Genomic DNA, 13855 nt, shown 5'->3' on the forward strand with positions numbered 1-13855 from the left:
GCTTCCCCGAGCCCGAGCCTATCCAACGGCATGGGTGGAACCGCGAACCAGATCTCGCGCGCCCCCGCGGATTTGCCTTCCCTCCGACAATTAGCCCCAACTGCGATCGGGCGCGGCGCAGTGCCGGGACCGTGAAATTGCGGAGGGCCGGAGCGCAGCGGAGGACCGAGCAAATGTCGCGAAAGCCCGGAACGGAGCCGCGTCCGATCGCTATCCTCTCGGCGTCGGAGGGAGGCGTGCCTCCAACCCAACGCCAGTTGGCGACGTCTTCCGCCATCTATCCACATCTTTCGTCGGCCACGTTGACGGCATGCGAGCAGTGTCCGACACTGGCCCGATACTGACTGTCGAGCCGGCACGAGCGGAGGTCGAGATGGGCACCATCACCCCGTACGAAACGGCGAATGGCCGCCGCTACCGCGTGCGCTATCGCAAGCCTGATCGCACCGAAGCGCAGAAGCGCGGCTTCACGACGATGCGCGAGGCGAAGCTCTATCTGTCCATGGTCACCGTGTCCAAGTCGAAGGGCGAGTACATCGATCCCGTGGCCTCGCGGGTGCCGGTCCGGATGTTTGCCGACGGCTGGCTCCGGTCGAAGCGGCCGCCGATGTCCAAGCCCTCGTACTACGTGACGCTTGCGCGGGCGTGGAAGAACCACGTCGCTCCAGTCTGGGCAGACAGGGAGATCCGGTCGATCCGGCGGTCTGAAGTACAGGACTGGGTTTCAGAGCTCACGAGGGACAAGTCGCGCACGGTCGTTCTTCGCGCGCTGGGAGTCCTCGCAGGCATCCTTGGTGTCGCCATCGATGATCGTCGCCTTGCGAACAATCCGGCGCGACACCTCCGCAATCTCCCTCGGAGCGGACCAGGCAAGCTCCGCATTTATCTCTCGCACGACCAAGTGGCGACGTTGACGGCATGCTCGGCGCATCTGACGATGGTCCTGACCTTGACCTATACCGGCCTGCGCTAGGGCGAGGCGACGGCGCTGCGCGTGCGCAGCGTGGCTGCGTCGGCGCTTCGTTATCGAGAAGAACGCGGTGATGATCGCGCACGAGATCCACGTAGGCACGCCAAAGACGCACGAAAAGCGCTCGGTGCCTTACGCCGCACTGCTCGATCGATGATCGAGCAGGCGTGCGCCGGCAAGGGCCCGGAAGGGATGCTGTTCGGCGATGGCGTCAACCACGTGCGCTAGTCAGGCGCCAGGGCTGATTCGCGTTCGCGGTCCGCCGCGCGCAGGCTGTGGACCTATCGATCACGCGGCTGACGCCACGGACCTCCGGCACACCGCCACGTCGCTCGCAATCAGCTCAGGCGCGAGCGTGAAGGCAGGCAGCGAATGCTCGGCCATGTCTCGGCCGCGACGCCGGCGAGAAACTACGCGAGTCTTCTCGGCGACGATCTGGATGCCGTCGCGACGCCAGTGAACGCCAAGATGCCGTCGGCGGCGCTGCGGTCGGGTCCGCGGACGCGCTACGCCTGGCCGCAATACACCTCGAGAGCAGACTTGTCAGTCTTCGACGAGGCGCGGGCCCCGAAATGATCGATCTCGGCGCTGTGAGAAATTGAACGAAGACGCTCGAAGCTGATTGCAGAAGAATTCCGCGTCAGCTGAACAAAAATCTGTGCCCCTGGAGGGACTCGAACCCCCAACCTTCTCCTTAGGACGGAGCAGCTCTTCCATTGAGCTACAGAGGCAGGTGCTCCAGTGTATCGAGCGATGCGCCCGTCAAGCTCGCCCGGTACACGCCACGAGAGCTGCGGTGCACACGCCCCTGCGCGCCGCAGCTCTCGAAAACCACCTACTGGTTCAGCGGCTGGCGTCGTACGCGTCGAGGATCGAGGCGGGAATGCGACCGCGCTCGCTGATGTCGTGCCCGTTCTCGCGCGCCCACTGACGAACGGCGCCGAGGTCGCGGCCGCTCTGCTGACGCGTGGAGCGGCTGCGCGACGTCACCGTGCGAGTTGCTGCGCCCACCGAGCGGCCAGCGTCGATGTACGGCTTCAGCGCATCGCGCAATTCAGCCGCGTGCTCGGCGGAAAGGTCGATTTCATAGGGCCGACCATCGAGCGAGAAAAGGACGGTTTCTCCGCCATCTTCGAGGGTCTGACCGTCGAGGTCGTCGATGAGCTGGGTGATCTGCTTACGTGCCATGGGTCATCTCTTCTCCTCTCGACCGACTGCGGGTGCGATCGAGAAATTTCATCGTAGCTCTCGGCGCAAGCGTTCCGGAATAGGCGAAGAATGCGATATAGCGATATGCGGCGAGCGGCACAACCTCGTGGTGTCAGGGCAAGATGCCGGCGCGCCGCGCTTTGGTCACCGCAGAATGCCGCGTCGAAGCATCCAATTTCGACATCGCCGATGCGAGATACGACTTCACCGTCGTCTCGCGGAGTCCGAGCGACGCACCCACCTCAGAATTCGTCGCCCCCAAGGCGGCGCACGCGAGCACGTCTATCTCACGCGGCGACAAAGAGACGTCGAGCTCGACCGCGGGCGTGCGCTGGTCGCCCGAAAGAGCAGCAAGCCGTTGCTCGAGGCTTTCCAGACGCGTGCGAAGCGCTTCGTCGTCGACACCTGCCGCGATGCGCCGGAGCTCGGCGTACGTCTCGCGCAGCTCTTCCCGAGCACCAGCCGCGAGCGGCTCCGACGACGGGGGAATGGCGGTGAGTCGCCGGTCGACCTCGTCGCGCACCCGCAGCTCGGTGGCCACCTCCGCCGCGACACGGAACGCGGGCTGCGCCACCACACCGCCGACGGATGCTTCGTGCCACGCGGCGCAGTAGAGCACGCCCCGGGCCGTCCCCGTCACCACGATCGGCACGGCGAACAGCGTCGAGATCCCCTCGCCGAGGATCGCGCGGTCGTAGTCGTGGGTGATGGTGCGAGACGTGCGGTAGTCGAGGGCGAGCCGCGGCCGCTTCTCGACGAGCGCGCGCCCGCCGAGGCCGCGATGCGCTTCGACGACGAGGCCGTCGAGACTGCGTCCGCGGGCACCGACGATCGAGGTGACGTGGACCGCGCCGTCGTGCTCGAGGCCTCCGAACGCGACGGGAAAACGCGTGCGCCGGGCGAGATCGCCGACCGCGCGGGAAATCAGCTCGGTCTCACCGACGCTGCCCGTCCGTGCTGCCACGCACTACCTACTTCCGGGGGTGACGGCCTCATCGCCGCCTTCGTAGCGTCGACGATATCACCGGGGTCGCCACCGGCGTCCGCGGTTCTTGTTACCGGTGCAATGCTGCGCCGGGCCGATGAGGCAAGGAGGCCCCATGTCGGATCCACGCGTCGATGTCACCCCGTCGGATGACATCGATTACATCGCGGTCGAGCAATCGCCGCCGTTCCAAGAACTGAAGAAAGCGCAGCGGAGTTTCATCTTCCCGCTCGCGATCGTGTTCCTGCTCTGGTACTTCGTCTATGTGCTGCTGTCGTCGTTCGCTACGGAATTCATGTCTCAGCGAGTGTGGGGCGACGTCACTGTCGGTCTGCTCCTCGGCCTCGGTCAATTCGTCTCCACGTTCGTCATCACGATGGCGTACGTCTCTTATGCGAATCGCCGGCTCGATCCCCGAGCGGCGGCCATTCGAGCCGAACTCGAGCGCGCATCGGGAGGTCAGTCGTGAATGATGTGCTCGGCGCCGTCGATACCGCGGTGCAGACGGTGGAGAACAACCCCGTCCTGAATATCTCGATCTTCGGCGCATTCGTCGCGGTGACCCTGTTCATCGTCATCCGTGCCAGTCGCAACAACAAGACCGCGGCCGATTACTACGCGGCCGGGAGGTCTTTCACCGGACCGCAGAACGGTTTCGCCATCTCCGGCGACTACCTGTCGGCGGCGTCGTTCCTCGGAATCTGCGGAGCCATCGCGATCAACGGATACGACGGATTCCTCTACTCCATCGGGTTCCTCGTGGCCTGGCTCGTCGCGCTGCTGCTGGTCGCCGAGCTGATGCGCAACACCGGCAAGTTCACGATGGCCGACGTGCTGTCGTTCCGGTTGAAGCAGGGTCCGGTGCGGATGGCGGCAGCCCTCACGACCCTCGCGGTCTGCTTCTTCTACCTGCTCGCGCAGATGGCAGGCGCCGGCGGTCTCGTCTCGCTGCTCTTGGGTATCGGCGACCAGCTGGGGCAGTCGATCGTCGTCGGCGTGGTCGGCGTGCTCATGATCGTCTACGTGCTGATCGGCGGCATGAAGGGCACGACGTGGGTGCAGATCGTCAAGGCGTTCCTCCTCATCGGAGGCGCCCTGGTGATGACGATCTGGGTGCTCGCCATCAACGGGTTCAACCTCAACACGCTGCTCGAGAGCGCGGTGGCCGCGTCGACGAGCGATCCGAAGGATGCCATCCTCGGCCCGGGGCTGCAGTACGGCTCGAACCCGTGGGACTTCATCTCGCTCGCCCTCGCGCTGGTGCTGGGAACGGCCGGCCTCCCGCACGTGCTCATGCGCTTCTACACGGTGCCGACCGCGAAGGAGGCCCGCCGTTCGGTGGTCTGGGCCATCTGGCTGATCGGACTCTTCTACCTGCTCACCCTCGTGCTCGGCTACGGGGCGGCCGCCCTCGTCGGACCCGACGTGATCAAGGCCGCACCCGGCGGGGTCAACTCCGCCGCACCACTGCTGGCACTCCAGCTCGGCGGACCGGTGCTGCTCGGCTTCATCTCGGCGGTCGCCTTCGCGACGATCCTCGCTGTCGTGGCGGGTCTCACCATCACCGCGGCGGCGTCGTTCGCGCACGACATCTACGCGAACGTGATCAAGAAGGGGAACGTCCCGCCCGACGGCGAGGTCAAGGTCGCCCGGCGAACGGTCATCGTCATCGGAGTGCTAGCGATCCTCGGCGGGATCGGCGTGCAGGGCCAGAACGTCGCGTTCCTGGTGGCGCTGGCCTTCGCCGTCGCCGCGTCGGCGAACCTGCCGACGATCCTCTACTCGCTGTTCTGGCGTCGCTTCACGACGCGGGGCGCGGTGTGGAGCATGTACGGGGGACTGGCCGCCGCGATCATCCTCATCGTGCTCTCGCCCGTGTTCTGGGGGACGCCGACGAGCGTCTTCAAGAACACCGGGGCGGCGATCTGGCCGTTCAACAACCCCGGCATCGTCTCGATCCCCATCGGGTTCTTCCTGGGGTGGCTCGGCTCGGTGACGTCGCGCCGCAAGGAGGATCCGGCGAAGGCCGCGGAGATGGACGTCAGGTCGCTGACCGGGTTCGGCGCGGAGAAGGCCACCGACCACTGATCGAAACTCGGGGCCCCGGACGCGCATCCGGGGCCCCGAGTGCACCGCCGGCGGCCTACTCGCCGGCGGTGCGCTCGAGGTCGAGGAGGTACTCCTTGACCTCGGGGTGCCCTCCGTATTCGCCGATCGATCCGTCGGAACGAACCACCCGATGCACGGGAACGACGAGGGAGAAGGGGGTGGTGCGGCAGGCCGTGCCGACCGCGCGGGCGGCGCGGGGCTTTCCCGCGAGAGCGGCGACTTCGCCGTACGACGCGGTCTCGCCGTACGGGATATCGGTCACCGCGGTCAGCGCCTGAAGAGTGAAGCCCCGTGCGAGGCGCCAGTCGAGGCGGAGGTCGAAGGCCCGCCGTTCGCCGGCGAAGTACTCGTCGAGCTGTGTGGCGACGAGGGCCCCCGCCCGGTCGTCGTGGTCAGGGACCACCTGGAGCAGCCTCGCGAGGCTCTCGATGGCGTGGGAGCGTTCGTCGTGTTCGAGGCGGAGCGCGACGAGGTCGTCGTCGGCGAAGGCGAGCAGCGCATCGCCCACCGGAGTCGGGTGCCAAGCGGTCGTGTACCGGGTCATGTTCCCATCCTCCGGGGCTGGCCGCGCCGGGTCGGTTCGTCGTGCAGAAACGGTGGACGAGGATGCTTCGATCCCCGGCTGGGGAGGAAAGGCCGATCATCCGGCGTGTCGGGTAATACCGCGAAACCCCGGAAGGATACCGGCGCGGAGCGCGACGCGCGCCTAGGGTGACTGTCGTGTGGCGAGCAGAGGGCGTCGTAGACGGCGCAGAGGATGACGTGTCGACGACATCCGTGAACCCCGGAGATCTCGGTCTGTCCGAACCCGGCGTCTCGGTCATGCATGTCGCGGAACCGGAGCGGGCACGTATCCGCACCGAGGCCGCTGCGCTCGGCGGAAGATCGACGCTGCTGCGTTTCGACGACGCATCCGATGCCGGTATCGACATCACGAAGGCCCACCCCGGAAGTCTTCCCCAGTTCATCACCGGGCGCTCGACCCTTCTCTCCAACCTCTTCCGCGACGAGGTCGCGCTGCGCACGGCGCGCATGGCCGCCGAGCGCATCACCGCGAAGAACGTCGAACTGCGCACGTCGCGCGGTCTCGAGCCCGTGCACCTCGCCGTCGGGCTCGCCGCCTGGCGCATCGGGGGAGTCGCCTGGTCGGCCCCCGTGCTGCTGCGCCCGCTGGCGATCCGCCGCCACCACGGCGACTTCGAGCTCAAGCTGCACGGCTCGTTCATGGTCAACCCCGAGCTGGCCAAGGCGTTCCTGACCCACTTCGGCATCCGGATCGACAGCCTCGCCCTCGCCGGCCTCGCCTACGACCGCGGCGTGTTCAAGCCGCAGCCGGTCATCGACCACCTGCGGGCGCTCACCACCCACATCCCGACGTTCGTCGTGCATCCCCGCCTGGTCATCTCGTCGTTCGCCGACGTCGGCTCGGCCATGGCGCGCGACACCGCCGACCTCGACCACCCCGTGCTGAACGCCCTCGCGGGCCACCCCACCGACCGCGCCCTCGTGATGCAGCGGCGTCCGGCCCCCGTGGTCGACGGACCCGACGAGCGCGCACCGGCGGCCGACGCGCTCCTGCTCGACGCGGATGCTGAGCAGGAGGCCGTGCTCGCGCGGATCGCCGCCGGCCAGTCGCTCGCCGTGCACACCCTGCCCGGAACGGGCGGCACCCAGACGATCATCAACGCGGTCGGTCGCCTCGTGCAGGACGGGAAGCGGGTGCTCGTCGTGAGCGCGCGCCGCTCCACCCTCGAGGGCATCCGCCACCGCCTCGCCGGAATCGGCCTCGACGGCCTAGCCGTCTCGCCCACGCACATCCGCCGCGACCTTATCCGCGCGATCGGCCGCAACGAGAAGGCCGAGCAGCCCCGCGTCTCCGACATCGACGACGCCCTCGTGCGCCTGCGCACGGTGCTGCGCGACTACCGCCACGCGGTGACGGTCGAGCACCCCTCGCTCGGCGTCTCGGCCCTCGACGTGCTGCGCACGCTGACCACCCTGGCCGGGCGATCGCCCGCACCCTCGACGACCACGCGCTTCGACGTCGCGACGCTTGAAGGCCTGTCCGACCGCCGTGCCGAGGCGGGCTCGGCGCTCGCCGCCGCCGCACGCCTGGGCGAATTCCGCTTCGGCCCCGACGATTCGCCCTGGTACGGGGTGTCGTTCACCCGCACCGAAGACGCCCGCGCGGCGCACGCGCTCGCCGGGAAGCTGCACCGGCGCGACGTTCCCAGCCTCCTCGAGCGCGGATACGAGCTCATCGCCCAGACGCGCATGCGCCCGTTCCAGACGATCTCCGAGCTCGGCGGCTACCTTCGCCTGCTGCAGGGCATCCGCGAGTCGCTCGACCGCTTCAGCCCCACCGTGTTCGAGCGTCCGCTCGGCGAACTCATCCAGGCTCACGCCGCGCGCCGCGACGCCGGTGAGATGAGCGGTCCCAACCGGCGCAGGCTCAAGCGCCTGTCGCGCGAATACCTGCGCCCGGGTGTGCACGTGACCGACATGCACGAGGCGCTCGTGCGCATCCAGCAGCAGCGCACCGAGTGGCAGCGCTACGTCGAGGCGGGCGTGACTCCCGAGGTGCCGCTCGGACTCGCCGACGTCGCGGTCGCCTGGCAGCGCGTCGACGCCGAGCTCGGCGAGCTCGACCAGATTCTCGGTCGCCAGAACTCCGCCCGCATGACGACCCTCCCGGTCGCCCGTCTCGTGCGCACGCTCGCGGGCCTCGCCGCCGAGTCGACCTTCTTCGACAATCTCGTCGAGCGCGCCGAGCTGCGTTCGGAACTCGCGCGCCTCGGGCTCGAGCCCCTGCTGCTCGAGCTGTCGGTGCGGCACGTTCCCGAAGACCGCGTCGCCGACGAGCTCGAGTTCGCCTGGTGGCAGTCCGCGCTGGAACACCTCTTGCGCACCGATCGGGCCCTCCTCGGAGCCAACACGTCGGTCGTCGATCGGCTCGAGCGCGACTTCCGCCTCGTCGACGAGGCCCACGCCGCAGCATCCGGCCCCCTTCTGGCGGCCCGACTGGCCCAGCAGTGGCGCATCGGCATCGTCGACCTCGCCGACGAGGCCGCAGCTCTCAAAGACGCGCTCAAGCGCGGAGCCACGACGGCCGAAGAGCTCACCGCCATCGCGCCCGGGCTGCTGCGCACGCTCGCCCCGGTCTGGTTGGCCTCGCCCTACGAGGTGCCGGAGATCCCTGACACCGACGGCTTCGACGTGGTGCTCATCGCCGATGCCGGAGCGCTCTGCCTGACCGAGGCCGCGCCCGCTCTGCGGCGTGCCGGCCAGATCGTGGTCTTCGGCGATCCGGTGACGCAGAAGCCCACGCCCTTCCGGGTGAGCGCGACCTTCGCCTCCGACGAAGACACCGAAGACGAGCAGCCCTTCGACGACGCCTCGGTGTTCGAGCGACTGGCCGAGCTGCTGCCCGTCGAGACCCTCACCCGCAGCTATCGCGCCGGCGGCGAAGACCTCGCCGAGCTCGTGAACGACGCCTTCTACGGCGGCGAGATCGTCTCACTGCCCTGGGCCGGGTCGTACCTCGGTCGCGGCAGCCTGAGCGTCGACTACGTCGAGGGCGGAACCGGCGCCCCCGACCCCGTCACGGGCGCCGTCGAGAGCCCCGACGCCGAGGTCGCCCGCGTCGTCACGCTCGTCGTCGAGCACGCCGTCAACCGCGGTGCGGAGTCGCTCATGGTCGTCACCGCCAGCAGGCGCCACGCCGAGCGCGTGCGCGCGGCGGTCGAGGCGGCGTTCGCCGGTCGCTCCGACGTCTCGGACTTCGTCTCGCGCGACACGGCGGAGCCGTTCGCGGTGCTCACCCTCGAGGAGTCGGTCGCCGAGAGCCGCGACCGCGTGATCTTCTCACTCGGGTTCGGGCTCACCAAGCACGGCCGGGTGCTCAGCGACTTCGGCGACCTCTCGACACCCGACGGCGAGCGTCTGCTTACGGTCGGCATGACGCGAGCGCGCCGCTCGATGGTGATCGTGTCATCGATCCGCCCGTCGTCCTTCGACGACGGGCGCCTCGAGCACGGCGCCGCCACCCTCATGGGTATCCTCGGCAACCTTGCCGCGCGCGGCCGCGAGTCGCGCCTCGAAGACCTCGCCGATCCGCTCACCCTGGCTCTCGCTCGCGAGCTGCGCCGCCTCGGAATCGCGGTCGACGTGCACTACCGCGGTCTGCTGCCGCTCGTCGCCCAGCACGGCGGCAAGGCGGTCGTCGCCGAGAGCGACCCCGAGACCGTGGGCGATTCGTTGCGGGAGTCGCTGCGGCTGCGCCCGCAGATTCTGCGCCGCCTCGGCTGGCACTACGTGCGGGTGCACTCGTTCGATCTCTACAGCGATCCGGCGACGGTCGCGGCGCGGATCGCCGCCCTCCTCGGCGTGAAGGTCGACGGCCCGACGGCCGAATCGAGCACGCAGCCGATCGATGTCATCGAGTGATCGCCAACGCGTCGAACGCGTGCCCGGTGCGCGTCGCGCGCGCCTGACCCCTGCCCCGGGAACGTCGCCCGAGCCGGTGCCGGCGGATGACGTGCAGGATGCTGCGCCCGTCGCGCCGGCGGGGGAGTCGGGCCCGAACGATGCCCGGCTGAGACAGGACGTCCCCCCGCACTATTGAGTGCGAGGGGACGGTGGTCTGACAGGCGGGTGCTTACGGCTTCGGCGCGGTGCCGCTCTGCTGCTGCTGGAGCAGATCGCGGATCTGCACGAGGATCTCCTGCTCGGTGGGGAGCTGCGATTCCTGCGGCTCCTTGTCGATGCCGGCCTTGGCGGCGGCGCGCTGCTTCATGACGTTCATGGGGTGCACGAACACGAAGTACACGACCAGCGCGACGGCGAGGAAGGCGATGACGGCGTTCAAAAGGTCGCCGACCGGGAACACGACCTCGCCCCAGAATCCCTGCACCGGGAAGCCGATGGTGCCGTCCTCGGCGGGCTTCCAGAAGATCTCGATCAACGGGTTGATGATGCTCGACACGATCGAGTTGACCACCGCGGTGAACGCCGCACCGATGACGACCGCGACCGCGAGGTCGATGACGTTGCCGCGGAGGATGAACTCCTTGAATCCCTTGATCACGCTGTGCTCCTCAGTCTCGTGCGCCGGTGCCGGGTCAGGAACCCGACGGGGCTGCGGATGCCTTCGATTCTGTCTTTCCCGACGACGATGACGTCGACGACGCGGCGGCGGGGGCCGATCCGCTGGCGGCCGTCGGCGACGCATCCGCCTTCTTGCCCTCGCCGGAGCGCGAGTCGGTGCGGTAGAAGCCGGAGCCGTTGAAGGTCACGCCGATGGAGCCGTACTGCTTGCGCAGCTCGCCGCCGCACTCGGGGCACTCGGTGAGCGACGCTTCCGAGAACGACTGCACGGTGTCGAAGCGGTGTCCGCACGACTTGCAGGCATAGGCATAGGTGGGCATGGGGGCTCCTCGGGGAGGGTCAGCGGTTCGCGGAGGCGAAGGTGATGGTCTGCGTGGGGGTGACGATGCCGGAGACGGGCTGATCGTGCACGTCGCGCGGCACGTCGTCGACGTACTCCGAATCGAAGACGACCGCGTACACGGGCGGGCAGCGCTCCATCGAGCCGATCGTCTTGTCGAAGTAGCCGCGGCCCCATCCCAGGCGCATGCCGCCGTGGTCGACGGCGGCAGCCGGGATGACCAGCAGGTCGACGTCGTTGACCGCGATCGGCCCGAGCACCTCGCCGACGGGTTCGGGGAGTCCGAACAGGCCCTCCGCGATCGCACCGCCCGGGGTGGCCACGACCCAGTCGAGCAGACCGTCGTCGCGCGAGATCGGCAGAAGCACGCGGAGGCCTCGGGCGACCGCGGCTTCGACGAACTCGTGGGTGCCGGGCTCGGTCGTCGTGGAGAGGAAGCACGACAGCGACGTCGCGCCCAGTCGTTCGATGAGGGCGTCGAGCTGCGCCTGCACCCCGAGAGCCGCGTCGGCGCGGGCCGATTCGGAGCGATTCTGCCGCCGCTCGCGGAGGTCGGCGCGCAACGCGCGCTTGGCCTGTTCGATGCGGTCGGGCATGGAGACGATTGTACGGGCGCGTTCCGTTAACATGCCCGCCATGCGATCCCGCTAATCTGTTCGCATGCCGCACAAGCCATTCAAGGCCGTCATCCCTGCCGCCGGACTCGGTACGCGATTCCTTCCCGCCACCAAGGCGATGCCGAAGGAGATGCTGCCGGTCGTCGACAAGCCCGCCATCCAGTACGTGGTGGAGGAGTCGGTCAAGGCCGGTATCACCGACGTGCTCATCATCCTCGGGCGCAACAAGAACAACATCGCGAACCACTTCGATGCGATGCCCGAGCTCGAAGAGAAGCTGCGCCAGAAGGGCGACCTCGACAAGCTCGCCAAGGTGGAGCACTCCTCCGAGCTCGCCGACATCCACATGGTGCGCCAGGGCGAGCCGAAGGGCCTGGGCCACGCCGTGCTGCGCGCCGAGGGCCACGTCGGCGACCACCCGTTCGCCGTGCTGCTCGGCGACGACCTCATCGACGAGCGCGACCCGCTGCTCACGAAAATGCTCGAGGAGTACGACAAGCGCACCGCCACCGTCATCGCTCTGATGGAGGTCGACCCCGAGCACATCCACCTCTACGGTGTGGCAGCGGTCGAGGCGACCGACGAAGACGACGTCGTGAAGGTCACGCAGCTCGTCGAGAAGCCGTCGAAGGAAGACGCTCCCTCGAACCTGGCCATCATCGGCCGGTACGTGCTCGGCCCCGACGTCTTCCGCATCCTGGAGCGCACCGAGCCCGGCAAGGGCGGCGAGATCCAGCTCACCGACGCGCTCGAAGAGCTCGCGACGGGTGGCGGCGACGGCGGCGGCGTGTACGGCGTGATCTTCCGCGGTCGCCGGTACGACACCGGAGATAGAGTGGACTACATCAAGGCCATCGTGCAGCTGGCATCGGATCGCGAAGATCTCGGACCCCAGCTGCGTCCCTGGTTCAAGGAGTTCGCGGCCACGCTCTGACCGCTCGTTCGAGGGAGTGGGATGGACCTGTCCGTTCCGCGGCAGCACGGCCCCATCGGCGTGCGTCTCGTTCGCGCGCGCGACGCGCGCACCCTGCAGAACGAGCTGCTGTCCAACCGCTCGTGGCTGCGCCAGTGGGAGGCCACGAGTCCTGACGGGCCCGTCTCCTTCGACATGCGCCTCGGCGTGCGTCGCCTGCTCCAGCAGCACCGTGACGGACTCGGCGTGCCGCTCGTCATGGAGTACGACGGTCAGATCGCCGGGCAGCTCAACGTCTGGGGCATCGCCCGGGGGTCGCTCTCGTCGGCGACGATCGGGTACTGGGTCAGCGAGAGGTTCGCGGGCAAGAACATCACCCCGACGTCGGTCGCCCTGGCCACCGACCTCTGCTTCACCGAGCTGCGGCTGCATCGCATGGAGATCTGCATCCGGCCCGAGAACCACGCGAGCCTGCGCGTGGTCGAGAAGCTGGGCTTCCGCTACGAGGGGCTCCGCCGCCGCTACATTCACATCAACGGCGACTGGCGCGATCACTACGCGTTCGCGCTGGTGCGCGAAGAAGTGCCCGAGGGTGTGCTCGAACGGTGGGCCGCGGGTCGCGCGCCGCAGGACGCGGCGACGATCCCCCCGGCCGACCGGCTCCACACCTGACCGATCGGTCAACGCGGCCCTCGCCCGGTCGCCACGGGCTTAGCCTGACGCTATGCAGGCAGGCTTCCACTTCTGGAACTTCACCGTCCCCGGCGCACCGCTGTCATTGCCGGCCGTGCTCGCCGAGACCGCGCGCACCGCTGAACAGGGCGGGTTCGCCCAGTTCACCGTCATGGACCACTGGTTCCAGATGGAGGCGGCGGCACCCGCGACGGAACCGATGCTCGAGGCGTTCACGACGCTCGGGTTCCTCGCCGGGCAGACCTCGTCGATCCGGCTCGGACCGCTCGTGGCGGGCGTGACCTACCGTTACCCGGCGCTGCTGGCGAAGATCGTGACGACGCTCGATGTGCTCAGCAGCGGTCGAGCGATGCTCGGCATCGGCGCCGCGTGGTACGACCGTGAGCACCGTGGTCTCGGCGTTCCCTACCCGGCGATCTCCGAGCGCTTCGAGCGTCTCGAGGAGGCGCTGCAGATCGCTCTCCAGATGTGGAGCGACGACGACGGTCCCTACCGGGGAACGCACTTCCAGCTCGACGAGACGCTCAACAGCCCGCCGTCGATCCAGCGTCCGCACCCGCCCATCATGATCGGCGGCAAGGGTGAGAAGAAGACGTTGCGGATGGTGGCGCAGTACGCGCAGATCCTCAACCTCACGACCGCCGATCCGGCCGAGGTCGCGCGTCTCCTCGACGTGCTGCGCGGTCACTGCGACCGCCTCGGTACCGACTACGACGCGATCGAGAAGACCGTGATCTCTGGCGCTCGCGATCCGTTCTCCGACGACTTCCTCCGCGACATGGAGAAGCTGTCCGACCTCGGGGTGACGATGGTCGTGCTGGGGCGCAACCCGGCCGATCCCGACCCCGTCGGGCAGGTCGAGCGCATCTCCGGCGAGGTGCTGCCGAGGCTCGCCGCGCTCTGACGCACGGCG

General features: G+C 68.4%; 13 protein-coding genes and 1 tRNA gene. 7 read left to right on the forward strand and 7 right to left on the reverse strand.

Annotation, left to right across the window (positions count from 1 at the left end; genetic code table 11):
* Window positions 1–373: 373 nt before the first annotated feature.
* Complete coding sequence (locus FVP77_RS17005) at window positions 374–973, forward strand: N-terminal phage integrase SAM-like domain-containing protein (RefSeq protein WP_246133946.1); 600 nt, start codon at window positions 374–376, stop codon at window positions 971–973.
* Window positions 974–1629: 656 nt separating this feature from the next.
* Here FVP77_RS17005 and FVP77_RS02515 read toward each other — a convergent pair.
* The 3 genes from FVP77_RS02515 to FVP77_RS02525 all read right to left on the reverse strand — a co-directional run bounded on the left by FVP77_RS02515 (window position 1630) and on the right by FVP77_RS02525 (window position 3143).
* Window positions 1630–1701: transfer RNA gene (locus tag FVP77_RS02515), tRNA-Arg, on the reverse strand.
* Between the two features lie 112 nt (window positions 1702–1813).
* Window positions 1814–2158, reverse strand: a complete 345-nt coding sequence (locus FVP77_RS02520; protein WP_147893102.1) for a histone-like nucleoid-structuring protein Lsr2 — start codon at window positions 2156–2158, stop codon at window positions 1814–1816.
* Window positions 2159–2291: 133 nt separating this feature from the next.
* Entirely contained in the window at window positions 2292–3143 is an 852-nt protein-coding gene (locus tag FVP77_RS02525) for a helix-turn-helix transcriptional regulator (RefSeq protein WP_147893103.1), read from the reverse strand.
* A gap of 136 nt (window positions 3144–3279) precedes the next feature.
* Here FVP77_RS02525 and FVP77_RS02530 point away from each other — a divergent pair, with 136 nt between their 5' ends.
* Together FVP77_RS02530 and FVP77_RS02535 are read left to right on the forward strand one after the other, a co-directional pair.
* Window positions 3280–3633, forward strand: a complete 354-nt coding sequence (locus FVP77_RS02530; protein ID WP_147893104.1) for a DUF485 domain-containing protein — start codon at window positions 3280–3282, stop codon at window positions 3631–3633.
* Entirely contained in the window at window positions 3630–5252 is a 1623-nt protein-coding gene (locus FVP77_RS02535; RefSeq protein WP_183042432.1) for a solute symporter family protein, read from the forward strand. Before FVP77_RS02530 ends, FVP77_RS02535 begins: the two co-directional genes overlap by 4 nt.
* Window positions 5253–5307: 55 nt before the next feature.
* Here FVP77_RS02535 and FVP77_RS02540 read toward each other — a convergent pair whose 3' ends face one another.
* Window positions 5308–5817, reverse strand: coding sequence for a methylated-DNA--[protein]-cysteine S-methyltransferase (locus FVP77_RS02540; RefSeq protein WP_147893105.1), 510 nt, complete (start codon window positions 5815–5817; stop codon window positions 5308–5310).
* A 278-nt stretch (window positions 5818–6095) separates the two neighbouring features.
* On the opposite strand from FVP77_RS02540, the gene FVP77_RS02545 reads away from it, so the two are divergent.
* Window positions 6096–9719: an AAA family ATPase gene (locus FVP77_RS02545; RefSeq protein WP_246134049.1), complete on the forward strand. Its 3624-nt coding sequence runs from the start codon at window positions 6096–6098 to the stop codon at window positions 9717–9719.
* A 211-nt stretch (window positions 9720–9930) separates the two neighbouring features.
* On the opposite strand, the gene mscL is transcribed toward FVP77_RS02545, so the two are convergent.
* Genes mscL through FVP77_RS02565 form a run of 3 tightly spaced genes read right to left on the reverse strand, consistent with a single transcriptional unit; the run spans window position 9931 to window position 11315 of the window.
* Window positions 9931–10359, reverse strand: coding sequence for a large conductance mechanosensitive channel protein MscL (mscL, locus tag FVP77_RS02555; protein WP_147893108.1), 429 nt, complete (start codon window positions 10357–10359; stop codon window positions 9931–9933).
* Between the two features lie 34 nt (window positions 10360–10393).
* Window positions 10394–10699 (reverse strand): FmdB family zinc ribbon protein, encoded by a 306-nt coding sequence (locus FVP77_RS02560; RefSeq protein WP_147893109.1) that lies wholly within the window; start codon window positions 10697–10699, stop codon window positions 10394–10396.
* A gap of 19 nt (window positions 10700–10718) precedes the next feature.
* Window positions 10719–11315 (reverse strand): 5-formyltetrahydrofolate cyclo-ligase, encoded by a 597-nt coding sequence (locus FVP77_RS02565; RefSeq protein ID WP_147893110.1) that lies wholly within the window; start codon window positions 11313–11315, stop codon window positions 10719–10721.
* A 64-nt stretch (window positions 11316–11379) separates the two neighbouring features.
* Here FVP77_RS02565 and galU point away from each other — a divergent pair, with 64 nt between their 5' ends.
* From galU to FVP77_RS02580, 3 genes are read left to right on the forward strand one after another with little or no spacing between them, the layout of a single operon-like run.
* Window positions 11380–12270: a UTP--glucose-1-phosphate uridylyltransferase GalU gene (gene galU, locus FVP77_RS02570; RefSeq protein ID WP_121150116.1), complete on the forward strand. Its 891-nt coding sequence runs from the start codon at window positions 11380–11382 to the stop codon at window positions 12268–12270.
* Window positions 12271–12291: 21 nt separating this feature from the next.
* Window positions 12292–12921, forward strand: coding sequence for a GNAT family N-acetyltransferase (locus tag FVP77_RS02575; protein ID WP_147893111.1), 630 nt, complete (start codon window positions 12292–12294; stop codon window positions 12919–12921).
* Between the two features lie 52 nt (window positions 12922–12973).
* A complete protein-coding gene (locus FVP77_RS02580; RefSeq protein ID WP_147893112.1) occupies window positions 12974–13846 on the forward strand; it encodes an LLM class F420-dependent oxidoreductase in 873 nt (290 codons plus the stop codon).
* Window positions 13847–13855: the final 9 nt, after the last annotated feature.

Source organism: Microbacterium hatanonis (assembly GCF_008017415.1).
Taxonomy (GTDB): Bacteria; Actinomycetota; Actinomycetes; order Actinomycetales; family Microbacteriaceae; genus Microbacterium; species Microbacterium hatanonis.